Genomic DNA, 24,981 nt, shown 5'->3' with positions numbered 1-24,981 from the left:
AAATTTTTCTAAAAATTTAAGCTTGTTGAGAGTGTAATATATTTTTTAAATACAAAAACTAATTTGTTATTAAGCAAAAAACTTAAAAATTCGGCATTGAATATTCCCAACATAATATCAATATCTCGCCTTTTCCTCGTATTTCCATTAATACTTTTTTTAGAAATTAACAGACCTTTTTATGTCTTTATAATAATTATCATTGGAGGTTTAACTGATTATTTTGACGGGTTAATTGCAAGGAAATTTAATCTTAAAACCAGATTAGGAGCTATCCTTGATCCCTTAAGCGATAAAGTCTTCTATTTAATCCCTTTAACCTTCCTTTGTAAAAATAATTTTATACCCTTCTGGTCTTTGTCATTAATTTTATTTAGAGAATTAATTATCTCTAGCCTGAGGAACTCAACAAAAGACGGTTTACCAGCATCTATGTTAGGTAAATATAAAACATTTTTCTTTTTTATTTCAGTAATTACATTCTTTACACCATTAAAAATTAGTTTATTGAATAATTTAGCTTTAATTTTTTATTGGTTAGGATTCATCTTGACTTTTTTGACTTTATTAAGGTATTTAAGAACTAAAAAGAATATTATCTGAATTCTCATCAAACTCCTCACGCTTTGTATTATTAAAATCATTCACAAAACTATCCCTTAAACCATTAAGTAAATCAAAAGTTGGCGCCCACTCTAAATCCTTTTTTATCTTAGAGATATCAGTCTGATAATGATTTAATCTAATTGGAAATCCCTTTCGAGATTTAGGATCTAATTTCTGATAATCAAATGTTCTTAAAGAAATCTCATTTTGGTTTAATCCAAGAACATTCGCACAGAAATAAATTAAACCCTTAATTGTTACTCCTTTTTCGCCTGAACAGTTGTAAATATTATTTTTAGAATTTTCAAAATTTATGCACCTAATCATTACATCAGTTAGATCAGAAACATGGCCTAGCTGAGTAATTAAAGAACCGTCACCAGGGATTGGTATAGATTTTTTAGTAAATAACCTTTCAAAAAACCAATTTTCAATTTTATTATAATTTCCTGGTCCATAAATATAAGTAGGTCTAAAACTTGTATAAGGAATTTTTTGGTTTTTTAACCAATTTTCTGTCTCAAACTTTCCTATGTGTCTACTATCTGGATCAATTGGATCTACCTCAGATAAGGGTATTTCACAATTATCTTTATAAACACCTGCAGAGCTTACATATATATATCTCTGGAAAGAGTTATCTAAATTTTCAATTAGGAGTTTGGTTTGTTCTAACTCTCGTCCAGAAATATCATAAACAACATCATACTTTTTATTTTTTAACTTGAAGATATCTTCTGAATTATTTCTATCTCCCTTAATTAAATTTGTTTTTTCAGGATTACTTTTATTACCTCTCGTGAAAATATCAATATCATAATTTTTACTTAATAACTTTCCAACCAAAGACTTACCAACAAATCTAGTGCCGCCCATTACAAGAATTTTCATATTCAAAAAATATTTAACTGAAGTAGTAATCTTAAATAGAATTACATATTGAATAGTACTACTAATAAGTAATTAATGAAAAGGATGATTCTATGGAACTAATACCAGCAATTGATTTGATGAATGGTAAGTGTGTAAGGCTTTTTAAAGGAGACTTTAATAAAAGAAAAGACTTCACAAAAGAGCCGCATGAGCAAGCTAAATTTTGGGAAAGCGAAGGGGCAAAATATATACATATAGTTGATTTAGATGCTGCAAAAACTGGATTCCCTACAAACGATAAATCAATAAAAAAGATTGCAAAAACAGTTAATATACCTATTCAAATAGGAGGGGGGATAAGGTCTCAAGAAAGGATAGAACAATTATTTTCTTATGGTATTGAGAAGGTTATTATGGGGACCTCTGCTATAGAAAATAAAGAACTAGTAAAAGACTTATCAAATAAATTCCCTGGTAGGATAATTGTTGGGATAGATGCAAAAGATGGAAAAGTTAGTACAAGGGGTTGGCTTGAGCAATCTAATATTTTTGCCACAGATCTAGTAAAGGAGTTTTCTTCATTTAAAATTGCTAGTTTTATTGTTACAGATATAAATACAGATGGAACTTTAGGAGGGACAAATGAAGAATTCATAAAAAGCATACTTGAAATTACAGATATTCCAGTAATAGCCTCAGGAGGTGTTGGTTCAATTTCTGATTTATTATCTTTAGTAAAATTTGAAAACTATGGACTTTTTGGAGTAATTGTAGGTAAAGCTCTATATGAAAAAAAATTCACGATAAACGAAGCGAATAATGTATTGTCATCAGAGAGATTAAATGACTTTGATTTAAAAAGAAATTATTACGCTTAAAAGAATATAAAAATTGATTTAAGGCTGGTGTTTGCAGTAATTGTTAGTTAATTTTGTATAAGAGATAAGAAATCTAGTCTTGGAATTAATTTCAAAAAAATCGATATTGATAATTGCTCCAAGCTTAATAGCAGAATCTTTATCGCTTAAATTAACATCACTAGACCAAAATTTAGATATTTATTTTAATAATGGAACAGGTGATAAAACTCCAGATTTAGTTATTTGGAATGTTCTTAATTTCCAATCAGAAGATCTTATAAGGTTAGAATTATTAAAATTAAGAGAAAAATATGATGAGTCAAAGTTTCTTCTAATTCTCTCTGGTGAACTTATTTATGAAGCAAATACCCCTCCATCGTTAAATGCTGAAGGTTTTCTTTTAAATCCTAGTTCAGAAAAAGTTCTTGAATCTATTGAAACCATTTTAAATGGAGGAAGGGTATTTGATATTGAAAATAATTCCCGAGTTCAATTAAACAAAAATAAGCCTCTTTCTTTAAGTCAAAAAATTCTAACTTCAGGTCTTAAACAAATTGATTCTGAAATCAATTATATATTTAAATATGTCAACTCTGATTCAACACCAGAATTTTATAAATTCATTTTAAAAGGAAGATTAAGAGAACTTATTACTGCAAAATCTTTTCTAATTTTCTTATGGGGTAATTCGCTACAACTTTATACAGAGGCAGTTTACACTGAAAATAAATTTAATCTTGAAAATAAGAACACTGTATTCATTAAAGATAAAAACACAACAGAAATATGGAATTTAATTCTAGATAGACTAAAAGAAAGGTATAGCTCAACTAACTTACAGGTTGAATTTAATAATTCATCAATAATTCTCTCTGGGATAAAGAAAGAATTTATTTCACGATTAATTTGTAAAATGTTAGATGAGTTAGATAATTTAGTAAAAAATATTAAGGAAAACTATAAGGAGAAAGATTTTAAAGATGATTTAAATTCTCTTATAAAAGAACTTAAAGTTAATACAATTTCAAATATCACAGACAGCTATTTTCGATTAAAAAAAGGAAGCGAATCTATCTCAATAAATGATTTTATCTATAGTGAGGTAAGTTGTGAAGAGATAGATAGAGAATCACATGAATCAATAATGTTTATTGAACCAATTATTAAAAATGAAGCTCTTGACTATGATGGGAAATTACTCCCTCTATATGAAACAGAATCGTTTTTGATTCTTGAAAATATAATTTCAAATTGGACAATAAGGAACTGTAATTTATTAGCTTCTGAAATCTTTAATATTTGTTCTTCTTGGCCTGAATTAAGAACTGTACTCATAAATCCCGAATTACAATCGACAAGAAATTTTGAAAGATTTAGAAATAATATTAATAACTACAATCGCTGGCATGACTATATTTATATGCCTATCTATTTGTATGAGAGTAAACGAGAATATATTGATATTATCGATAAAAAATTTACCCGTTACTTTAAAAATGAAAATAGGGAGAAAGAATTAGAGAATCTAGAATGGCTACAAAAACAAGTTACATTGTTAGTCGAGATAAGAGATGCCGTAGCACCGCAGTTAGAAGTTGCGGTAAAATATATCGGTAATCTCTTCGTAAATTTCCTTACAAAGGTTGTTGGCAAAGCTATCGGTTTAGTCGGGAAAGGGATCCTTCAAGGATTAGGAAGATCAAGTTCAAAGTAAGTTTTTAAACTTTAATGAAAATAATTCAATGGATCCTAATAGCATTAATTTTCTTAAGTCCATATAAAGCAAATGCCTCTAGAGATTCTGATAGTTACGATGGCAACATCTTTCCTATATACGCAGGTAATGGGGCTATAGTTCCTCCCCAGACAACTCTTAAGGAATCATTAAAAAATAAAAGAGTTTCAGTTTTATTTTTTTATCTTGACGATAGCTCAGATAGTAAAGCTATGGCTCCGATAATATCTGGTTTAGATTTGATATGGAGAAATAATATAGATATCATTGCTCTAACAACTGATGAATTACAGGATAAAGAAAAGTCTGATCTTAGAAATGAACCTAATTATTATTGGAACGGATTAATTCCACAAACCATTATTTTAAATAGTAATGGTGAAGTTAAATATGATCAAAATGGAATGATTAATATCGATGAATTAAACAAAGTAATAGGAGAACTAAAAGGAATTGATATAGAAGATACGACTTTTTCTGTAGAAAGTTTTAATGAATACAACAGTATCATTTCTGAAAAAAAAGATAAAAACAAAAATTAGTTAAAAAATGATATTAATAAATATCCTCTTAGTTCTTTTAATTTTTTTAATTGTTTCAGACTTATATATTAAAATCTCACCAAAATCAAAGTTAAATCTGGTACCTATAGATTACAAAATTAAAAAAAAGGATGGTTTAAACGAATTAATTATTGATTTAAAAATAACTAATAAAAGTAAAACCAAAGAGACGATGGTATCTAATATAAATTTTGAATTAGATTTTTTTAAAAATAAAGGTAACGAATATTGTCAAAATTTAAACTATCAAGAAGATATTTATATATATGAAAATAATAAAATTAAGAATTTAAATAATTATTGGCCAACAACAATTATCAAGTCAAATACAGAATTATTTATAAGAATCATATATAAATTTAGCAATGATAATTTTAGGGAAAAAATAAAATATTTATGGTTAAAAGTATTTTGGGAGAACTATGGACATTTTGGTATTTCAAATAATAAGGATTGTTTTTTAATTAATTTAGATGGTCAAAAACAAAAGCCAAAAGAAGTTTTTGAAATTCCTTTAAATAATAATTACAAAGCTTTTGCAATTAAAACTGATTTACTTGGTTGCTTCGATAACCCAGTAAATACTGTGATTGAATACTGCAAAGAAATTGTAGAAAAAAATGATATTTTAACAATCGGTGAGAGTCCGTTAGCGATTATGCAAAATAGATATATTTCCCCTCAAAATTTAAAATATAGTTTATTTTCGAAAGCTTTATGTTATTTTTTTCACCCTACGAGCAGTCTCGCAACAGCTTGCGGCATGCAATTATTAATAAATAGAATAGGAGTCACAAGAATAACCTTTGCACTATTTGTTGGATGTCTCTTCAAATTATTTGGTATTAAAGGTATGTTTTATAGGTTAACTGGTACAGAATCATCTCTCATTGATGATATAAGCGGTACAGTTACACCCTACGACAAGAGTATAGTTATGGGTCCTCTCAATGCGGAGTTATTTTGTAGGGAGGTCTCGAACCATCTGAATATAAATGTTGCTGTAGTAGATGTTAATGATCTTGGAGGTGTGAAAGTCTTAGCCAGTTCAAATAAAGCAGTAAATAAAATACTCAAAAGAAATTTAATTTCTAATCCGGCTGGCAATGGAGATGAAAAAACCCCTATAGTACTAATAAGAGAAAAAAAGTAAATGAAAAAAGATACCTCTTATTCTTTTCGATCTAAAAAAGGAATGGAAGTAACTTTTGAAGAACTCCATATAAGACACATTAACCTTTTAATAGATATCAAAAATAAGGAATTGAATAATTGGTTTTTAAAGATGGCAATTATTAACACCTTTGATGACTTAAAAATTTTTTTAAATAACCTAAAGAAAAATAAAAAAAAATGCATAATTGCTATATATGGAAACGAAATTATTGGTTATTTGAATATTTTCCCTTTAAACAAAAAAGAGACTTGTTTAAAAATATCTAAGCCCAAGTTGATTAACAACAAGTGTTCTTTAACAGATAAACAATTAACTTTAGGATTGATAAAAAAATCTATCTCAATAAAAGACATCAAAACTTCAAGTTGGATCATTAACGCTGATATCAATAATGTTGACCTCATATCAACCTCCAGAGAATTAGGCTTTCAGCCGTTAGGAGAGATAATCCTTTGGGATGGTTCTGATCTAAATAAATCTATAAAGCAAAATATCAATGCTTATGCATTAATTAATGAATTCCAAAACATTAATAAACAAAATATATTAAAAATAATGAATTTCATAAGATCAAATCAATCCGCCTTAATAAGAAATATTTTAGATTTTGATCAAGACGACATTCTTAAAAGAAATAACTCTAAAAGTGGTGCTTTAATATATGAAAATTCAGTTTTATGTACCATTTTAAAAGATATAAATTATCAAAACGAAGAAATTTATACTTTAACTATAAGTAGATATTGGGATAAGAGATTCAATTCTATATTAAGAGAATTTATAAAAAGATTTTTTGAAAAATCACCTATTTCATATTTAAAAACCTACAAAGACAATTCTCAATTAAATCTTTTTCTCGAGGAATGCAATCTTGAAGAAAAAAATCAAGAAATAATTCTTATCAGGAACACAATAGTTAAGAATGAAGCCAAACAAGTAAATATAATAAATCAATCTTTGGAATCAATCTTTGAAAAATTAGGTCCACAAGGTAATCCATATCCATCTCCTTTTCCATTAAAAACAAAGTGAAATTTTGCAAACCCAAACCCAAGTCAATTTTGAGTTTGGATATAGGTACCAAAAGAATAGGTTTAGCTTATTGTGATCCTCTTTGTATAACATCAAATATACTTCCCGCAGTAAAACGTTTTGAAAATAATCAAGAGATTAAAATCATTAGAAATTATATAAATGAATATAATTTGACTGGGTTTATTGTGGGTATTCCACTAGATGAGAGAGGTCAAATGACCACTCAAGCTATAGACTGTAAAAATTACGGTCAATTACTTTCAAATGAATTAAAGCTTCCATTTTCTTACGTCAACGAACATAGTTCAACTTGGGAATCTTCAAATAGATTTGGAATAAAAAAAGATAAGTCCGGTTTGATTGATAGTTTTTCAGCAAAAATAATACTTGAACAATGGATCGAAGAAGGTCCTGAATTAGAAGAAATAGCTGGTAAACCTCAAATAAAATATTAGTATTAAAAAGGATAGAAAAATTTAAAATGAAAGAAGCCAATTTAAATGATAATTATGATGCACAGACTCTTTTATTAAATGACTCAAATGGAAACGAGCTATTTTGTTATCTTGAACAATTAGTAAGTGTTGAAGGCCAAGAATATGCTTTATTAACTCCAGTTGATACACCAGTTAGTCTTTTTAAGATAAATGAAAAAGATGAACCTGAACTAATTGAGAAAATAGATAAAAATGAACAAATACTAAAAAATGCTGAAGCAGTTCTTCAAGAACATGATTTAAGACTTATCAGATCAGCAGTTACATTAACAGTATCAGGAGAACTTGAAGAACCAATTTACGATGAATTAGAAGAAGATTACGTCGATGATGATAGTGAGAGTTATGAATTGCTCGTTAACTTTAATCTTTTTGACCAAGAATATGGCTTATATATACCACTAGATCCTTTTTTTATTGTGGGTAAATTAAAAGACAAAGGTGTCTTATTGGTTGAAGATGATGAGTTCGATAAAATTCAACCTTTGATTGAAACTGAGCTTGAAAAAAGTAGTTCTTAAAAAAAAATGAGATCTATCCTAAAAGTCAATTGGGATTCAAACTTACCAATATATAATATTTCTCAATCTGAGTTGCAAAAAAAAGGAATTAATTCTTTATTGCTAGACGTGGATGGGACTTTAGTAAATAGAAGATCAAATATGATCCCAAAAGCTGTAAAAAATTGGATCATAGAATCTAAAAAACTTTTCTCCTTATATCTAATAAGTAATAATCCATCAAAAAAAAGAATCGCAAAAATAGCGAAAGAATTAAATTTAAAGTATAAATACAATGCATCAAAACCCAGAAAAAAAGTAACCTTGTTAGCTATTAAAGAAATTGGCAGAGATCCAAAAAATATAGCCATTATTGGCGACAGAATCTTTACAGATATTATTGTTGGGAATAGATGTGATATAAAAACAATATTAGTTAAAAGATTAAATAGAGATGGCTTGCCTATAAAATTTAATTTAACTTTGACAATAGAAAAATTAATTTCTCATTTTTTAAAATGAAAACTTGGGTTATAAAAATTGGTACTAGTATTTTAAGAGGAACAGAGGAAACATCTACAGAAGAAGTTATTGAAAACCTTTCTAGATCCTTTACAAGTTTTCTTGCAAAAGGAAACAAGTTAATTTTAGTAACTAGTGGGGCCGTTGGATTAGGTTGCCAAAAGTTAAATATTAAAACAAGACCAAATGATTTAAGTACCCTTCAAGCTACTGCTGCAGTAGGTCAAGTTAATTTAATGTCCTTATACGATAAAGTATTTAACAAATTAGGTTTTAATATTGCTCAAATTTTAATAACTAAAGCTGATTTCAATTCACGAGAATCCTTTAATAACGCTTCTAAAACTTTAAAAAGATTAATCGATTTGAATATTATTCCAATAGTAAATGAAAATGATACCGTAGCAAATGAAGAGCTTAAATATGGAGATAATGATACCCTCTCTGCTTTAGTTGCCTTGGCTATAAATGCTAACAAGCTTATTTTATTAACCGATATTGAAAATCTATACTCAAAAGATCCACGTAATAATAAAGATGCGCAACCTATTAAAGAAGTTCATAATAGTGAATTAAAGGAAATTAAAGATAAAAATATTCAAAACTCAAATAATGAATGGGGAACAGGAGGAATTTCTACAAAATTAATTTCTGCAGAAATAGCAACAAAAGGAGGTGTCGAAGTCCAACTAGTTGATGGTACTAATAAAAAAAACTTAATTGAAATTTTTAATGATAATAAAATTGGAACTTTATTTTATCCAATAGAAAAACCTATTGGAAACAAAAAAAGTTGGCTTTCACATGCAATTCAAACAGTAGGGAAAATTACTTTAGATGATGGCGCTTCTTTTGCAATTAAAAAAAAAGGTGCCTCGCTTTTAGCGGTTGGTGTTAAAAATGTAGAAGGAAACTTTACAATTAATCAGGCAGTTAAAATCGTAAATACAAATGATAAAGAAGTTGCAAAAGGTTTAGTATCAATAGGTAGCGACAAATTAAGAAGTATCTTAAATAATAAAGAAAATAACAACTCCTCGATAATTGTCGTTCATAGAGATGTTCTTGCTCTCTCTTAGAAAAATATTAAAACTGAAAGATGCTTTTAAGTGATTTAGTTGATCTAATAAAAAAAGGAAATTCAAATTTTATTAGTGCCAAAATTTTCGAAGATTTAAATATAGATGATGCTGCCTCATTAGATGCTGCAGTTAAACATCAAATATCTTTTTTAGAAGAAAATAATATTCTTAAAGAAAAATTAGATCAAACTAAAGCATCAGCAATAATAACTACTAACAACGATGAAATCGTTAGTGCCCTAAAGAAACTAAATATATCAAACATAATCGTTAAAAATCCAAGAATTGCATTTGCAGAAGTATTGGATTGTTTATATAAAACTATCAACTTTAAACCAGGAATTCACACTTCAGCAGTTATAGATAAAACAGCAATAATTGGAACAGGTTGCCATATTGGACCTAATGTCTATATTGGAGAAAATACTGTCATTGGAGACAATAATCATATTCTTCCTGGATCATCAATTTTAGGCAATGTTCGAATAGGAAATAATAATATAATTCATCCAAATTGTGTTATTTACGAAAATACCACCTTAAAAAATAATTGTGTAATTAATTCAAATTCTGTTATTGGATCAGAGGGATTTGGTTTTATTCCTGAAAATGGCAAATGGGTAAAGATGCCGCAAAAAGGGGGGGTAAAAATAATGAGTTTTGTAGAAATTGGAACTAATTGTTGTATTGATAGACCTGCAGTTGGATTTACTTTTATTGATGAGGGAACAAAGCTGGATAATTTAATACAAATAGGTCATGGCGTAAAAATTGGAAAGAATTGTGCATTTGCAGCTCAAGTTGGTATAGCTGGAGGAGCAAATATTGGAGATGGTGTTATTTTGGCAGGGCAAGTAGGAGTAAATAATAGAGTAAAAGTTGGCAATAATGTCATTGCGAGTTCAAAATGCGGAATTCATTGTGACATAGAAGATGGCAAGGTAATTAGTGGTTTCCCCGCGATGGAAAATAAATCATGGCTAAGGAGTTCAAGTATTTTTAAAAAATTACCAGAATTAGCAAAAAAACTTAGACAATTAGACAAGCAATAATTTATTGTTCTATTAAACAAAAATTTAAATGAAGAAATATAAGATTGTTCTATTGTCAGGAGACGGAATTGGACCAGAGATTTCAGAAGTTTCAAAAAAAGTTTTAAAAAAGCTTTCAAAAAATCATAATTTCGATATTGAGATTATTGAAAAATTATTTGGAGGGATAGCATATGAAAAATATGGTACTCCAGCTCCAGATGAGACACTAGATCAATGCAAAAAAAGTGATGCAGTACTTTTAGCATGTGTTGGAGATATTAAATATGATTCTCTTGCAAGAGAATTAAGGCCAGAAAGTGGGTTACTAAAGTTAAGATCTGCCCTAAACCTTTTCGCAAATATTAGGCCTGTCAAAATAAGAAAATCTCTCTTGGAAGCAAGTACATTAAAAAAAGAAATCGTTGAGCATGTAGATCTTATTGTTGTAAGAGAATTAATAGGGGGAATTTATTTTGGGAAACCAAGAGGACATATAACAAATACAAAAATCCCAAAAGCTTTCAATACGATGGTTTATGATTCGACCGAAATAGAAAGAATAACTGAAATAGCAATAAAAATCGCTAGCCAAAGAAATAAAAAAATATGTTCTGTTGATAAATCAAACGTTCTTGAGGTTAGTCAATTGTGGAGAGATACAGTTTTAAATATCACCTCAAAAGATAAAAATATATCTCTAAGCAATATGTACGTTGATAATGCAGCAATGCAATTAGTTAGAGATCCTAGTCAATTTGATGTGATTTTAACTAGTAATTTATTCGGAGATATTTTAAGCGATTTAGCCGCAATGTTAACTGGTTCTATCGGTATGCTTCCATCTGCTTCTTTAAACAATAATGGCCCAGGCGTTTTTGAACCTGTTCATGGTTCGGCGCCTGATATAGCTGGTAAAAACATAGCTAATCCTATTGCAATGCTTTTATCTACTTCCATGATGTTAAAAATTGGATTAAATGAAGAAGAAGCTGCAGAAAATTTAGAAAATGCCATTGATAAAGTTTTATCAAACGGATTTAGAACAGCAGATTTAGCTGATGGGTCTACTGAAGTTTTATCTTGCAGTGAAATCGGAGATAAAATAATGGATGAAATTTAAAAAAAAATTAATAAATAAAAAAATATTTTTAAGTAAAACATAAAGTTGGCATATGACCTGTCAGAATCATTAGATATTGTTTTTAAAAAATGTCAAAACGTCATCCAGTAGTCGCTGTAACAGGATCTTCAGGAGCAGGAACAAGTACAGTAAAAAGAGCCTTTGAGCATATTTTTGCCAGAGAAGATATTGTTCCCGCAGTTGTAGAAGGCGATAGTTACCACAGATTTGAAAGAATGCCTATGAAAAAAGCTATGGCAGAGGCTCTTGCAAAAGGTGAAAATTTCTCTCATTTTGGTCCAGAGGCTAATCTTTTTGACAAGTTAGAAGAACTTTTTAAAATCTATGGTGAAACTGGAGGAGGAAAGAAAAGATATTATCTACATAGTCTTGAAGAAGCAGAAGAACATAACACAAGACTTGGAACATCCCTAGAACCTGGGCAATTTACTCCATGGGAAGATATTCCTGAAGGGACAGACGTACTTTTTTATGAAGGTTTGCATGGCGGGGTAGAAGGTGATGGATACAATGTGGCGTCTTATGCTGATTTACTTGTTGGCGTTGTTCCAATAACAAATTTAGAGTGGATTCAAAAAATCCATAGAGATAACGCAGAAAGAGGTTACTCAGCGGAAACCATTGTGGATACGATATTGAGAAGAATGCCTGATTATATAAATCATATCTGCCCACAATTCAGCAAAACCGATATTAATTTCCAAAGAATACCCACAATTGACACTTCAAATCCTTTCATATGCAGAAATATCCCAACTCCTGATGAGAGCTTTGTGATCATACATTTCAGAAAGGGGGCAAGAGAGAAATGGGGTATTGATTTTCAATACTTGCTTGGAATGATTAACGATTCATTTATGTCAAGTCCAACAAGTATCGTTGTAAATGGTGGAAAAATGGGTTTCGCAATGGAGCTAATTCTTACTCCAATAATTCATAAAATGATTGAGGAGAAAAATAAATAATAATTAATTTCGATTATTAACTCAAATAATTATATTTTTAACTTTTAAGGAGTTTCTAATTTAGAAAATCTCAAATATTTATATATCTTTCTTGATAAAAGTACCTAACTTAGATTTAAATAGAAAAAAAGGAAACGTTGTGTCATTAATCGACTGGTTTGCCGCAAGGCGTAAAGATCAATTTGTTGGGAAAGTTTCCCAAGATACTGATGAAGGAGATGGTTTGTGGGTTAAATGTTCAGAGTGTTCGCAAGTAGCCTATAGAAAAGACCTAATTTCAAATTTCAATGTTTGTAGTAATTGTGGTCACCATAATAGAATTAATAGTGATGAAAGGATAAATATAATTGCTGATAAAAATTCATTCAAAGAATTTGATAGTTCACTAAGTCCTACAGATCCTTTAGGTTTTAAAGATAGAAGGTCTTATGCTGATCGAATTAAGGAAAGTCAAGCAGGTACAGGTTTAAGAGATGGTGTCATAACAGGTTTTTGTTCAGTAAATACAATGCCTTTAGCATTAGCTGTTATGGATTTTAGGTTTATGGGAGGATCTATGGGTTCAGTAGTTGGTGAAAAAATTACAAGGATAATTGAGAGAGCAACTTTAGAAAATTACCCAATTCTTATTGTTTGTGCATCAGGTGGGGCAAGGATGCAAGAAGGTATGTTAAGTCTCATGCAAATGGCAAAAATTTCTGGAGCACTAAAAAAACATAAAGAGAAAAATCTCCTATATATGCCATTGTTAACTCATCCAACCACTGGAGGGGTAACAGCTAGCTTTGCGATGTTAGGTGATTTGATTTTGGCGGAACCTAAAGCACTTATTGGATTTGCGGGAAGAAGGGTTATTGAACAAACATTAAGAGAAAAATTACCCGATAATTTTCAAACAGCTGAATATCTTCTTGAGCATGGTTTTGTTGATGTAATAGTGAAAAGGAAAGATCTCAAGACTACTTTGACTAAAATTTTAAAGATCCATGGAGTAAAAGAACTTGCAGAAGCAAATATATAAAATGAGAATAATTTCTAATTTATTTTATTTTTCTTTAAGCCTTTTACTCTTTATTTTTAACTTTGCCTCCTATTCATATGCGTTAGGAAATGTTGATTGGGTTCTCCTTAAAGAGAATAATGATGGGAAAGAATGGCTTGATAAAGGGAGTATTAAGCCTCACCCAAATGGGGAAATAAGTGTATTAACAAAGTTCTTTAAGAATCCAACTAATTCTGATGATGATGGAGAGTTATCACTTTATGTAATGAGAATCAATTGTAATGAAAAGAAGTTCAAAGATACATCAATAAATGGAATTCCTCAATTCAATTCAAAATGGCAAACTTCTAATAATGATGAACTCTTAGATGTTGTTATTGAAAATAGCTGTTTAGAGTTTATTGATGGATAAAAATGAATACAAAAAATAAAAAATTAAAAATAGCAATCGCTGGACTGGGGTTTGGGAAAAAAGTTCATTTAGAGGCATTAAAGCATTCTGATCACTTAACTCCTGTAGCTATTTATCATTACGAGAAAAAGCAAAAATCGATATTAGAAAAAGAAACGGGCTTAGATTTTTTTCATAATTGGGAAGACTTAGTTAAATCTCCAAAAATTGATGGAATTATTATTGCCACCCCTCCTGAATCAAGATTCAAGTTAGCGAAACAAGCTCTTGAGAATAATAAAAATTTGTTCTTAGAAAAACCCGTTTCAATATCCTCCTCAGAAATTGAAGAGCTTCAAAGATTATCTTTGATAAATAATTTAAGCGTATGTGTTGATTTTGAATATAGAGCAGTACCTCTTTTCCTTCAGACAAAAAAACTTATTGATGAAAATATCTTAGGAGATATATATTTAGTCAAATTAGATTGGTTAATGGGCAGTAGATCCGATCCCAAAAGATCCTGGAATTGGTATTCATTGGAAGAAAAAGGTGGAGGAGTTATTGGCGCCTTGGGTACTCATGCATTCGATATGTTGAATTGGTTTTTTGGAGAAGCAATAAGCGTGACTGGCAAGTTAGCAACATCAATAAAAAAAAGACCTTTACCTAATTCATCTGATTTAAATGATGTTACTAGTGAAGATGTATGTTTAGCGAATATAGAAATATCAAACTACAGCTCGAATCTTATTCCATGTCAGGTATCATTATCATCGATTTCTAAAAACGGTAGAGGTTTTAGTTTAGAAATATATGGAAGCGAAGGTTCACTTATTCTTAAAAGCGAGAACCAAAAAGATTATGTCCATGGTTTTAATTTGAAATATTCAAACAGCGAAAATAAAATACAAAATCTAACTGCAGATTCAAGTTTTAATTTCGAAAAAACATGGACTGATGGGAGGATAGCTCCAGTTTTGAGAATTCAAAATTTATGGGCTGAGAGTATTTTTAATAAAACACCTATCATTCCAGGCTTATGCGAAGGACTTGCTAGTCATAAAGTTTGCGAAGCCATAAGAGAATCGTCGAAGAGCGGGTTAAATATAAAAATATAGATTTTGTATATCTAATTACGTGACATTTGATCCCTCTTTGTACTAAACTCGCGGAAACAAGTGCTTTGTATAGCATCTAACTTATTTTAATTATGGCCCTCGTTCCACTAAGACTACTTTTAGATCACGCTGCTGAGAATGGTTACGGTATTCCAGCTTTCAATGTTAATAATCTTGAGCAAGTTCAAGCAATCATGGAAGCAGCATATGAAACTGATAGTCCAGTTATCCTCCAAGCTTCAAGAGGGGCAAGAAATTATGCAGGAGAAATTTTCTTACGTCATCTAATCCTTGCCGCTACAGAAACATATCCAAATATTCCAGTGGTAATGCACCAAGACCATGGTAATGAGCCATCAACATGCTATTCAGCAGCAATAAATGGTTTCACATCAGTAATGATGGATGGTTCTCTAGAGGCAGATGCAAAAACACCTGCTAGTTATGAATATAATGTTGAAGTTACTAAAAAAGTAGTAGATTTTGCTCATTCAGTTGGAGTAAGTGTCGAAGGAGAGTTGGGTTGCTTAGGTTCATTAGAAACAGGAAAAGGTGAGGCAGAAGATGGTCATGGATTTGAAGGTGAACTTTCTACTGATATGCTTTTGACTGATCCTGAAGAAGCGGCAGATTTTGTAGCTAAAACAAAAGTTGATGCATTAGCAATTGCTATAGGTACAAGTCATGGTGCATATAAATTCACAAGGAAACCTACAGGAGAAGTTCTTGCAATAAGCAGAATTGCTGAAATCCATAAAGCAATTCCAAATACACATCTTGTAATGCATGGATCTAGTTCAGTGCCTCAGGAATGGTTGGATATCATTAACAAATATGGTGGTGAAATTCCTCAAACATATGGTGTTCCTGTTGAAGAGATTCAAGAGGGAATAAGAAATGGAGTTAGGAAAGTGAACATTGATACCGATAACAGGCTTGCATTCACTGCCGCGGTCAGAGAGGCCGCATTTGCTGATAAGGCAAACTTTGACCCAAGACATTTCAACAAGCCTGCTAGAAAATATATGAAGCAAGTTTGTCTTGATAGATACAAGCAGTTCTGGTGCGAAGGTCAAGCAAGTAAGATCAAACAAAATAGCACTAATTATTTTGCTGATCTTTACGCAAAAGGCGATTTAGATCCAAAAGTAAAAGCTACTGTTTAATTTCATCCCAAATTAAATAAAAAAAAGACCTCCAAAATTGGGGGTCTTTTTTATTTCAATATTAATGATTTTAATGTAAAGAGACCATCAGTCCCACCAATTGTCTCGTCACATGCTCTTTCAGGATGAGGCATTAAACCTAGAACATTTCCCTTTTCATTAGTTATGCCTGCGATATCGAATGAGGATCCATTGGGATTATTTTTATATCTCAAAGCAATCAATTCATTATCTACAAGTTTTTTTAAAGTATCAGAATCACAATGATATCTTCCCTCCCCATGCGCTATTGGCAACTTAATAGTTTGTTTTTCATCTTCATTTTTAAACCAACCTCCTTTTGAAGAAACGATATCCAATTCAACGTCATCACAGATAAAATTAAGATTTTTATTTGCAACAAGAGCGCCAGGCAAAAATCCTGATTCTGTCAAAATTTGAAACCCATTACAAATTCCTAAAACTCTTTTCCCACTTTTAACGAACTCATCCAAGGCATTTATTAATGGAGAGAATCTCGCAATTGCTCCGCATCTTAAATAATCACCATAGCTAAATCCTCCAGGTAAAACTATTGCATCCACATCACTTAAATCTGATGACTCATGCCACAAGTATTTTGTTCTTATATCTAAACAACCTTCCAATGCCCATGAAACATCTCGATCACAATTAGAACCAGGGAAGACAACAACTCCTACAATAAAATTATCCATCTTATAGTTTTTCTAGTGAATACTCATAATCTTCAATAACAGTATTTGCAAATAACCTGTCACACAATAAATCAATTTTTTCTCTTACGTCCTTTTCACCATTACCTTCTATTTTTACCTCAATCATTTTTCCTATACGTAATGATTTTATTCCCTCGGCTCCAAGTTTTATAGAGGCAGATTTGGTAGCTTCTCCTGCTGGATCCAAGACTGAGGGTCTTAGTCTTATAAAAACTTTTGCAGCAAATTGGTCCAATTAAAAATTAATTTCTACTAGAAGATTAGTTTAAATTTTAATAAAAAGTACTATTGATTAATAAACAAATATTTTTACCTTAAGGTTTTCTGAATTATTAGATGTTTATGTAGCCTCTACCAAAACATACTAAGCAAGTTCTTCTTGAATTTTCATGTGTTTTAAAATTCCCTGATCCTCCACATTTTGAACATTTTATTTTATCAATTGATGTAACTTCGTCAGAGATTATTTGTTTAAAAGCAATTTTTGGATTTTTCATCTTGGGCTGTCTCTACTGTCTAAGTATCCCGACAGCTAACTATAATGTCAAATTGCTATTTTTGGTTCACTTAAAATCTTAAATTTCTCTTTAATTTTTCTATTGAAAGTTTTTATAGATTTTTCATCAAAGGAAATTATTACTAATTCAAGCCCAGCATTATCATTTGGTCTCCAACAATTGTCTGGAGCTTCTTCAAACCAAGTATTAATTTTCTTTCCAACAATTTGTATTTGTAAAGGCAATGATTTGTTTGGTATCCAAATACGTCCTTTTATTCGAAGAATGTTTAATTCATCCAAGATTTTTGACATCTCCTTTTCAAAGTTATTTTTTTCAAGGAAATAACTTAATTTTATTGAATCTGATACAAGTTCAACATGATTATGGTCATGTTCTTCAGTTAAAAATTCTTTATAAGTCTCTTTTTTAAAATTAAAATCAAATAGATAGTTCAAATCAATTTTGCCATTATTGGATTTAAGGACTGGTGTAGATGAGTTTAGACTTCCTTGAATTCTATGTTTTACAACGTCAAACTGATCATCATTTAAGATATCTGATCTAGAGACTAAAACGATATCAGAAACTTCTAGTTGCTCCTCAAAAAGTTCATCTATACTGGCGTTGTGATCAATTTTATCTGTTTCATTATATTGTTTTGTTATTTTATTTAAATCATTAATTGGTGAACCATTAAGCATTGATTCTCCATTAACGATACCAACAACAATATCAAGGTAGATGGAAGACCTGATCTCAGGCCAGTTAAGTGCTTGAATTAAGGGAATTGGTAGTGCCAAGCCACTTGTTTCGATAATTATTGATTCGATAGAAGGATTAAATTCTAGGAGAGCTTTTATTGATGGAACAAAATCATCTTGAACAGTACAACATAAACATCCATTGTTTAATTCGATTATGCAGTCGTCTTCAGATTCATCACATTTATCACAACTTTTAATCAAATCACCGTCAATTCCAACATCCCCAAATTCATTTATTATTAAACCAAATTTTTTATTACTCTCTTTTAATAGATATCTTAGAAAAGTTGTTTTACCTGAACCAAGAAATCCTGAAACAACGATAACTGGTATTTTTTTTTTCATCTTTAATGATTAACACCCTAAGCTATATTCTGTACTCTCTCCTGTAGAACTATTTGTGCCATTAGCAATCGCACATAATTGTTTTTGTTGTGTACGACTAAGAACAGCATCAGTAAAATCAGCACCATCTATTTTTGCTCCTTCAAAATTACTCTCCATCAATAAAGCATTTGTAAAATTAACATCCGAAAGATCTGCATCTGTAAAATCCGTTGCATAAGCTAGTGCATCTCTTAAATTGGCTCCATTAAACTTTGAATTTTGCAATTTACTGTTATTGAACACCGCGCCTTCTAAATTACTTTCACTGAAATTAAACCCATTCAAATCAAACTTAACATATTCGTTACCACTTAAATCTTGACCATGCATATCTGGCTCTAAATTAAGGTCTTGCTGGTTTCTAATCTCAGGAGGTCTTTTAGCCCATGCAGAATTTACAGAATTAAAAAATAAAATCCCAACGAACAACAAAGTAATTAATGCATTCTTTAGTGAGGGGAAAACAATTGATTTAATCATAATAAGACTGTATTTTAGAACTTAAGTATTTAAAGTTTGTAAGAGTATCTTAAAGGAAAATATATGGCAATGTCATTAAAGGTTATTGTTCCTCCTCATCCATTAATAAAACATTGGCTTTCAATACTGCGAGAAAAAAATACTCCAAATATTTTGTACTCAACAGGATATGAGCAATTAGGGAAATGGCTTACATATGAAGCATTACGAAATTGGCTGCCATATAAAAAAGAAATAGTAAATACTGATAATGGGGACGCAGATGGATTCTTTATTAATAATGATTATCCAATAAAAGTGCTCGCAATGTTGCCCGAAGGGTTATCTCTTTGGTTTGGATCTAAAGAAGTAATTCCTAATTCAACCCTCTCATTAGGAGAACTTCCTAAAACTATTGAATCAAATGAAGGAGTCATATTTTATTCAGAACAAATAACAACAAAATCAGCAACATTAGAAACTTTAATTAAATTAAAGGAATTAGGTGTTGATTCAAATAGGATTCTTTTAATAACTGCTATTTGCTCAAATAAAGGGTTAAATGAAATTGCGAAATTATTCCCTAATCAGGTAATTTACACTTCTTGCATAGATGAGGAAGACGAAAAAACAAAATCATTACGACCGGGGATTGGGAATCCTTTATTGCGTTTAAGTACTATATTTCAAGATAAGAACTAATATAGAATATAGGAGTAAATATTTTACCAATGTCTGAATACAGAGATTCGTCTTCAAATAATCTTTTATCATTAATAAGCGGTGCTTTTATTGGAGCAGCAGGTCTAGCTTGGTGGTTAATTTCCGAAGCAGACAAAAGAAAGGAGGAAAAAAAACAAAAAGCAATGATGTATTCCTCCAGAATTCAAGACGGTTCTGAAGCGATTGATTCAAATGAAAATATAAATGAAGTTGAAGGAGAGAATTTGGAGAAGAAAGTTGAGCAACTAAATTCTGCAATTGCTGATGTAAGGAAGCAACTTGAAGAGTTGGGACAATAGAATAAAAAAGGTTCTCAAATAATATGAATAAACTCAGATCATCTGCAATAACCCAAGGTGTGCAAAGATCCCCTAACAGATCGATGTTAAGAGCTGTTGGATTTAATGATGAAGATTTTAATAAACCTATTATTGGAGTTGCGAATGGATACAGCACCATAACACCATGCAATATAGGTTTAAATAAGCTTGCTCTCAAAGCTGAAGAGTCAATAAAAAGATCAGGTGGGATGCCTCAAATGTTTGGAACTATAACAGTAAGTGATGGCATTTCTATGGGAACAGAGGGCATGAAATATTCTCTAGTTTCAAGAGAAGTTATTGCCGATTCAATTGAAACAGCATGCAATGCTCAGAGTATGGATGGAGTGCTTGCTATAGGAGGATGTGACAAAAATATGCCTGGTGCCATGATAGCGATTGCAAGAATGAATATTCCCTCAATTTTCATTTATGGAGGGACAATAAAACCTGGAAAGTTAAATGGAGAAGATCTTACTGTTGTTAGTGCATTTGAAGCTGTTGGACAATTAACATCAGGCAAAATCAATGAAGAAAGGCTAATCCAAGTTGAGAAAAATTGTATTCCCGGTGCTGGTAGTTGTGGAGGGATGTTTACAGCTAATACAATGTCTGCTGTTATTGAAGTGTTAGGGTTAAGTCTTCCTCACAGTTCCACTATGGCTGCTGAAGATCTTGAAAAAGAACTAAGTGCAGATAAAAGTGCTGAGATATTAGTCTCTGCGATAGAAAAAGATATAAGACCTCTAGACCTAATGACGAAGAAAGCATTTGAGAATGCAATTTCAGTCATTATGGCAATTGGGGGTTCAACAAATGCGGTATTGCACATCTTAGCAATTGCAAATACTGCAGGAATAGATATCAACATTAATGATTTTGAGAGAATCAGACAAAAAGTACCCGTTATTTGTGACCTTAAACCGAGTGGTAAATATGTTACGGTGGATCTTCATAATGCAGGTGGGATTCCACAAGTAATGAAAATACTTTTGAATGCAGGATTAATTCATGGCGATTGCAAAAATATTGAAGGGAAAACTATCTCAGAATACTTACAGAATATTCCAGATAAGCCTCCAACAAATCAAAAAGTCATAAGAGACATAGATAATCCTCTTTATCAAAAGGGGCACCTAGCGATATTAAAAGGTAACTTAGCGAGCGAAGGTTCCGTAGCTAAAATTAGCGGAGTAAAAAACCCTGTATTAACAGGTCCAGCAAGGATCTTTGAAAGTGAAGAGGATTGTTTAAAATCGATATTGAATAATGATATCAAAGCTGGTGATGTTGTTGTTATTAGAAACGAAGGACCTGTAGGAGGACCAGGCATGAGAGAGATGTTAGCTCCAACATCTGCAATTGTTGGTCAAGGGCTCGGAGAGAAGGTAGCCTTAATTACCGATGGCAGATTTAGCGGAGGTACTTATGGTTTAGTTGTGGGTCATATAGCCCCAGAGGCTGCTGTTGGCGGAAATATTGCTCTAATAAAACAAGGTGATTTAATTACAGTAGATGCTGTAAAGCAACTTATTGAAGTTGATTTATCTGACGAAGAATTAGAAAAAAGAAAAAAGGATTGGGTAAAGCCTGAACCAAAATACAAGAGAGGGATACTTTCAAAATATTCGAAAATCGTAAGCACATCAAGTTTAGGGGCAGTTACTGATTTATAGATCAGCTCAAAATTTATTTTCTTAATCAATAAAGCTTTTTATCCTATTTGCTAGGTTTTCCAATCTAGCGCTGTATTTTGGTGAGTTGCATTTTTTTCCATTATTGCTATTCATCCACAATGTTTTAACTCCACACCACAATATTGGTTCATCAGGAAAATTAAGCTTAGAAATAACTAAAACTAACTCTTTATTTGATTTAAAAAGTTCTAATTCAAGATCGTAAATTTCTAATCTTTTACCTTCTTTATCTCGACATAAGATATTAACCGTCAAATCAATATCTCCTTCTTCGATTTCGTATTCACCATTTATTTTTACGACAGAATGCACAAAAGGTTTATTTGTTAAATCTGCTGACTTAGCGATTAAGCTCTCTATATTTTTAGATGGATTTTCAAATAACACTTATTGATTTAATTAAAACTTTTATGGAACCCTGTTTAAACTCATTATTAAGTAATCCATCATCACCAAACTTAGAGTGTAGTAGTTGCAGTCTTCTAATTTTAGAAGGCTTGAATTTAAATGGGAACCGTACCTTATTAGCTCTTACTGAAGGTTTTAGCTCACTAAACGGAATTTGAACATTTGTCGTTCCGAATTTTTTTGTTGGGAATGATTTAATCCATCTAAGACCACCAGGAATAAATTCGGTTAGTCCAAGAAGATCATCTTCACAAGCAACAGCAAATTTAAAAGTTCTTCCTTGTCCATCAATATTTAATTCGAAGGATGAATATTCAGATACATTTAAAGAGGGTTTATAAATAGGCGATCTACAACTAACAAATCCTCCAGCTTTCTCGACAATATTACCCTTTAATAACAAACCAGAATTTGAAATTTCACAAAAAGCTGAACTTGATCCGCCCATAACAGTATCATTTAATGTTTTCCAACCATCGAACTCCTTTTTCTGGAATAAAAATTTTTTCTTACTCATTAAATAATTTAAATTATTAATAGACTTTAACTAAATTTCTAATTCTTTTGCTGAATCCTGATCGCAAAATATTGAAATTTGATTAATAGATTTTATTAATTTTGATGGTGTTCTATCTGGCGGCTCTTTCTCATCTAACAACCTCTCAAGAGCAATTCTTTTATTAGCTCCACTAACCAAAAATACTATCTTTGATGAGGCTGAAAGAACCTTTGGCGTTAATGAAATTCTTTTTAATCCTTTGCCTTCATTAAAAATCACAAAATCATCTACATTGTTATTTTTTTGATAAGGAAATAATGAAGCTGTATGACCATCGTCTCCAAGACCTAACAAAGTCAAATCAAATGAGGGCGGGTTTGATCCGCATTTTTCAAATAATTTAGAAATAAATTGATTTTTGGTAGTTTCATCATCAGCGTTTAGATCATTGAAAATTTCATAAAAATAAGCTTTAGATCCAAAATTAGTTAACAAAGAATTTCTCAACATTAACGAGTTACTTAATTCTGAATTTGGATCAACACATCTTTCATCTCCTAAAAAGACATCAACCATATCCCATCTAAGATCATTATTAGATAAGAGATGATACACAGATTTAGGAGTTGAACCTCCACTTACACAAAATTTGAATCTGTCTTTCTTTTTTAAGGTATGAATAATGTGGCTTTGAATAAAATTAAAAACCGCTGTTGATAGTTCTAACTTGTCTTTGTATATATTTAAGGTGTATCCATTTTTGACCTTTTCAATCATTTCATCCATTCAGTATGAAAACTACCTTCCCTATCAATTCTTTCATATGTATGAGAACCGAAACAGTCCCTCATTGCCTGAACAAGATTCTGAGGAAGTCTATTGGTTCTATAACTATTCAAATAATCTAAAGTACTAGATAAACATGGAACTGGTATACCTGCCTTTGTGGATAGAGAAACTACTTTAGCTAAGTTATCTAATCTTGTCGCAACTTCATTATTAAACCAATCATCAAAAATTAAATTTTTTAGATTAGGTTCTTTGTTATAAGCATCTTGAATTTTACTTAATAATTTTGATCTAATTATGCAACCACCTTTCCATATTTGAGCAATTGACGGCATATTCAAATCATAGTTATATACCGCAGATGCTTCTCTTAAAATATCCATACCTTGGGCATAGCTAGCAATTGTGGCAAGGACTACAGCATCAAATAAAGGTTTCATTCCATCTGATATATTTCCTAAATCAAAATCCTCTATCTCTTTAGATGGAATAGTTTTTTCAATCTCACTACGTTGCTCTTTTAAAGAACTCATTACTCTTGCATTTAAAGATGCATAAATAGTTGGGACTGATACCCCCAGTTCTAGAGCACTTACAACAGTCCATAAACCTGTACCTTTCTGGCCAGCCTTATCTAATATTTTTTCAACGACATCATCTCCAGTTATCTCATCTTTTGTATTTAGACAAATCTCTGTTATCTCAACAAGATAAGAAGCTAATTCATCAGTATTATTCCAAATACCAAATACCTCTGACATCTGCTGTCCATTCATACCTTTAACTCTCTTCATAAGGTCATAAGCTTCTGCAAGTATTTGTTCAATTCCATATTCAATTCCGTTATGAACAGTTTTTACAAAATGACCTGAGCCTCCTGGTCCAACATATGCAACACATGGTCCGTCTTCAACTTTGGCAGCCATTTTTGTTAGTAAGCTTTCTATTGCATCATATGAAGCCTTAGTACCACCGGGCATCATACTTGGACCCTCTAGAGCTCCTTTAGCACCTCCAGAGACTCCCATCCCAATGTATCCAAAACTTTTACTTTCAAGAGTATTCACCCTTCTTTCTGTATCTTTAAATTGAGAGTTACCGCCATCTATTAATAAATCTCCTTCCTCGAGATATCCAGAAATATTATCAATAACAGCATCTGTTGCTGGCCCAGCTTTTACCATCATGAGAATTCTTCTAGGTCTCTCTAGCTTATTAACAAATTCTTGAAGAGTTTCAGCTCCTTCTATATTCTTGCCAAGGCCGCGACCTTGTAAAAATTCTTCGGTTTTTGAGAAAGTCCTATTAAAAACTACACTAGAAAATCCATTTCTCTCTGCGTTAAGAACTAAATTTTCGCCCATAACACCAAGACCTATTAAACCAAAATGTGCCTTGGACATAAAAAATTAAAAAACTCAATAAAT

30 protein-coding genes are annotated in these 24,981 nt (G+C 31.0%); 20 read left to right on the top strand and 10 right to left on the bottom strand.

The features are described from left to right. Positions 1–63: 63 nt before the first annotated feature. Positions 64–603: a CDP-diacylglycerol--glycerol-3-phosphate 3-phosphatidyltransferase gene (gene pgsA / locus HA140_RS04235; protein ID WP_209039893.1), complete on the top strand. Its 540-nt coding sequence runs from the start codon at positions 64–66 to the stop codon at positions 601–603. On the opposite strand, the gene HA140_RS04230 is transcribed toward pgsA, so the two are convergent. Further along, positions 577–1,497, bottom strand: a complete 921-nt coding sequence (locus tag HA140_RS04230; RefSeq protein ID WP_209039891.1) for an NAD-dependent epimerase/dehydratase family protein — start codon at positions 1,495–1,497, stop codon at positions 577–579. The two genes, pgsA and HA140_RS04230, sit on opposite strands and share 27 nt — an antisense overlap. 92 nt (positions 1,498–1,589) lie before the next feature. On the opposite strand from HA140_RS04230, the gene hisA reads away from it, so the two are divergent. From hisA to fba, 16 genes are all read left to right on the top strand, one after another. Next, the gene (gene hisA, locus HA140_RS04225; RefSeq protein ID WP_209039889.1) at positions 1,590–2,357 is read left to right on the top strand and encodes a 1-(5-phosphoribosyl)-5-[(5-phosphoribosylamino)methylideneamino]imidazole-4-carboxamide isomerase; all 768 of its coding nucleotides are present in this window, start codon (positions 1,590–1,592) and stop codon (positions 2,355–2,357) included. A gap of 79 nt (positions 2,358–2,436) precedes the next feature. Next, positions 2,437–4,053: a DUF3685 domain-containing protein gene (locus HA140_RS04220; protein ID WP_209039887.1), complete on the top strand. Its 1,617-nt coding sequence runs from the start codon at positions 2,437–2,439 to the stop codon at positions 4,051–4,053. Between the two features lie 14 nt (positions 4,054–4,067). Continuing rightward, positions 4,068–4,616 carry a thylakoid membrane photosystem I accumulation factor gene (locus HA140_RS04215; protein ID WP_209039885.1) on the top strand — a complete coding sequence of 183 codons (549 nt, stop codon included), beginning with the start codon at positions 4,068–4,070 and terminating at the stop codon, positions 4,614–4,616. Between the two features lie 7 nt (positions 4,617–4,623). Then, complete coding sequence (locus HA140_RS04210) at positions 4,624–5,790, top strand: hypothetical protein (RefSeq protein WP_209039883.1); 1,167 nt, start codon at positions 4,624–4,626, stop codon at positions 5,788–5,790. Next, positions 5,791–6,846, top strand: coding sequence for a hypothetical protein (locus HA140_RS04205; protein WP_209039882.1), 1,056 nt, complete (start codon positions 5,791–5,793; stop codon positions 6,844–6,846). Then, on the top strand, positions 6,843–7,304 hold the full coding sequence (gene ruvX / locus HA140_RS04200) for a Holliday junction resolvase RuvX (RefSeq protein ID WP_209039881.1): 462 nt from the start codon (positions 6,843–6,845) through the stop codon (positions 7,302–7,304). Before HA140_RS04205 ends, ruvX begins: the two co-directional genes overlap by 4 nt. Positions 7,305–7,330: 26 nt before the next feature. After that, positions 7,331–7,867 (top strand): DUF3727 domain-containing protein, encoded by a 537-nt coding sequence (locus HA140_RS04195; protein WP_209039879.1) that lies wholly within the window; start codon positions 7,331–7,333, stop codon positions 7,865–7,867. Positions 7,868–7,873: 6 nt separating this feature from the next. Further along, positions 7,874–8,368 carry a YqeG family HAD IIIA-type phosphatase gene (locus HA140_RS04190; RefSeq protein ID WP_209039878.1) on the top strand — a complete coding sequence of 165 codons (495 nt, stop codon included), beginning with the start codon at positions 7,874–7,876 and terminating at the stop codon, positions 8,366–8,368. Beyond that, positions 8,365–9,447: a glutamate 5-kinase gene (proB, locus tag HA140_RS04185; protein WP_209039876.1), complete on the top strand. Its 1,083-nt coding sequence runs from the start codon at positions 8,365–8,367 to the stop codon at positions 9,445–9,447. The genes HA140_RS04190 and proB overlap by 4 nt, the downstream gene beginning before the upstream one ends. A gap of 20 nt (positions 9,448–9,467) precedes the next feature. Continuing rightward, on the top strand, positions 9,468–10,502 hold the full coding sequence (lpxD, locus tag HA140_RS04180; protein WP_209039874.1) for a UDP-3-O-(3-hydroxymyristoyl)glucosamine N-acyltransferase: 1,035 nt from the start codon (positions 9,468–9,470) through the stop codon (positions 10,500–10,502). Between the two features lie 28 nt (positions 10,503–10,530). Continuing rightward, positions 10,531–11,604: a 3-isopropylmalate dehydrogenase gene (gene leuB / locus HA140_RS04175; protein ID WP_209039872.1), complete on the top strand. Its 1,074-nt coding sequence runs from the start codon at positions 10,531–10,533 to the stop codon at positions 11,602–11,604. A gap of 89 nt (positions 11,605–11,693) precedes the next feature. After that, on the top strand, positions 11,694–12,590 hold the full coding sequence (locus HA140_RS04170; RefSeq protein WP_209039868.1) for a phosphoribulokinase: 897 nt from the start codon (positions 11,694–11,696) through the stop codon (positions 12,588–12,590). A gap of 139 nt (positions 12,591–12,729) precedes the next feature. After that, positions 12,730–13,611: an acetyl-CoA carboxylase, carboxyltransferase subunit beta gene (accD, locus tag HA140_RS04165; protein WP_209040236.1), complete on the top strand. Its 882-nt coding sequence runs from the start codon at positions 12,730–12,732 to the stop codon at positions 13,609–13,611. A gap of 1 nt (position 13,612) precedes the next feature. Next, a complete protein-coding gene (locus HA140_RS04160; RefSeq protein WP_209039866.1) occupies positions 13,613–14,005 on the top strand; it encodes a hypothetical protein in 393 nt (130 codons plus the stop codon). Between the two features lie 2 nt (positions 14,006–14,007). Next, complete coding sequence (locus tag HA140_RS04155) at positions 14,008–15,105, top strand: Gfo/Idh/MocA family protein (protein WP_209039864.1); 1,098 nt, start codon at positions 14,008–14,010, stop codon at positions 15,103–15,105. Between the two features lie 92 nt (positions 15,106–15,197). Further along, a complete protein-coding gene (gene fba / locus HA140_RS04150) occupies positions 15,198–16,271 on the top strand; it encodes a class II fructose-bisphosphate aldolase (RefSeq protein WP_209039862.1) in 1,074 nt (357 codons plus the stop codon). A gap of 50 nt (positions 16,272–16,321) precedes the next feature. On the opposite strand, the gene purQ is transcribed toward fba, so the two are convergent. The 5 genes from purQ to HA140_RS04125 all read right to left on the bottom strand — a co-directional run bounded on the left by purQ (position 16,322) and on the right by HA140_RS04125 (position 19,139). Then, positions 16,322–16,987 (bottom strand): phosphoribosylformylglycinamidine synthase subunit PurQ, encoded by a 666-nt coding sequence (gene purQ / locus HA140_RS04145; RefSeq protein WP_209039860.1) that lies wholly within the window; start codon positions 16,985–16,987, stop codon positions 16,322–16,324. Position 16,988: 1 nt separating this feature from the next. Continuing rightward, positions 16,989–17,243 carry a phosphoribosylformylglycinamidine synthase subunit PurS gene (gene purS / locus HA140_RS04140; RefSeq protein ID WP_209039858.1) on the bottom strand — a complete coding sequence of 85 codons (255 nt, stop codon included), beginning with the start codon at positions 17,241–17,243 and terminating at the stop codon, positions 16,989–16,991. A gap of 97 nt (positions 17,244–17,340) precedes the next feature. Further along, positions 17,341–17,505 (bottom strand): hypothetical protein, encoded by a 165-nt coding sequence (locus HA140_RS04135; RefSeq protein WP_209039857.1) that lies wholly within the window; start codon positions 17,503–17,505, stop codon positions 17,341–17,343. A 47-nt stretch (positions 17,506–17,552) separates the two neighbouring features. After that, positions 17,553–18,617 (bottom strand): GTP-binding protein, encoded by a 1,065-nt coding sequence (locus HA140_RS04130; protein ID WP_209039855.1) that lies wholly within the window; start codon positions 18,615–18,617, stop codon positions 17,553–17,555. 9 nt (positions 18,618–18,626) lie between these two features. Then, positions 18,627–19,139, bottom strand: a complete 513-nt coding sequence (locus HA140_RS04125) for a pentapeptide repeat-containing protein (RefSeq protein WP_011818281.1) — start codon at positions 19,137–19,139, stop codon at positions 18,627–18,629. Positions 19,140–19,202: 63 nt separating this feature from the next. On the opposite strand from HA140_RS04125, the gene HA140_RS04120 reads away from it, so the two are divergent. From HA140_RS04120 to ilvD, 3 genes are read left to right on the top strand one after another with little or no spacing between them, the layout of a single operon-like run. After that, a complete protein-coding gene (locus HA140_RS04120; protein WP_209039853.1) occupies positions 19,203–19,820 on the top strand; it encodes a uracil phosphoribosyltransferase in 618 nt (205 codons plus the stop codon). 29 nt (positions 19,821–19,849) lie between these two features. Further along, positions 19,850–20,140: a hypothetical protein gene (locus HA140_RS04115; RefSeq protein WP_011376338.1), complete on the top strand. Its 291-nt coding sequence runs from the start codon at positions 19,850–19,852 to the stop codon at positions 20,138–20,140. A 23-nt stretch (positions 20,141–20,163) separates the two neighbouring features. Then, complete coding sequence (gene ilvD / locus HA140_RS04110) at positions 20,164–21,837, top strand: dihydroxy-acid dehydratase (protein ID WP_209039852.1); 1,674 nt, start codon at positions 20,164–20,166, stop codon at positions 21,835–21,837. Between the two features lie 21 nt (positions 21,838–21,858). On the opposite strand, the gene HA140_RS04105 is transcribed toward ilvD, so the two are convergent. The 4 genes from HA140_RS04105 to gndA are packed head-to-tail and all read right to left on the bottom strand — an operon-like array spanning position 21,859 to position 24,957. Further along, positions 21,859–22,245: a coat-like protein gene (locus HA140_RS04105; RefSeq protein ID WP_209039850.1), complete on the bottom strand. Its 387-nt coding sequence runs from the start codon at positions 22,243–22,245 to the stop codon at positions 21,859–21,861. Then, a complete protein-coding gene (locus HA140_RS04100) occupies positions 22,235–22,783 on the bottom strand; it encodes a CIA30 family protein (RefSeq protein WP_209039848.1) in 549 nt (182 codons plus the stop codon). The genes HA140_RS04105 and HA140_RS04100 overlap by 11 nt, the downstream gene beginning before the upstream one ends. Before the next feature lie 30 nt (positions 22,784–22,813). Next, a complete protein-coding gene (gene pgl / locus HA140_RS04095; protein WP_209039846.1) occupies positions 22,814–23,551 on the bottom strand; it encodes a 6-phosphogluconolactonase in 738 nt (245 codons plus the stop codon). After that, positions 23,539–24,957, bottom strand: a complete 1,419-nt coding sequence (gene gndA / locus HA140_RS04090) for an NADP-dependent phosphogluconate dehydrogenase (protein WP_209039844.1) — start codon at positions 24,955–24,957, stop codon at positions 23,539–23,541. Before gndA ends, pgl begins: the two co-directional genes overlap by 13 nt. Positions 24,958–24,981 lie beyond the last annotated feature (24 nt).

Source organism: Prochlorococcus marinus CUG1417 (assembly GCF_017695975.1).
Classification (GTDB): domain Bacteria; phylum Cyanobacteriota; class Cyanobacteriia; order PCC-6307; family Cyanobiaceae; genus Prochlorococcus_A; species Prochlorococcus_A marinus_AG.
This window is presented reverse-complemented; position numbering and strand designations above follow the sequence as displayed.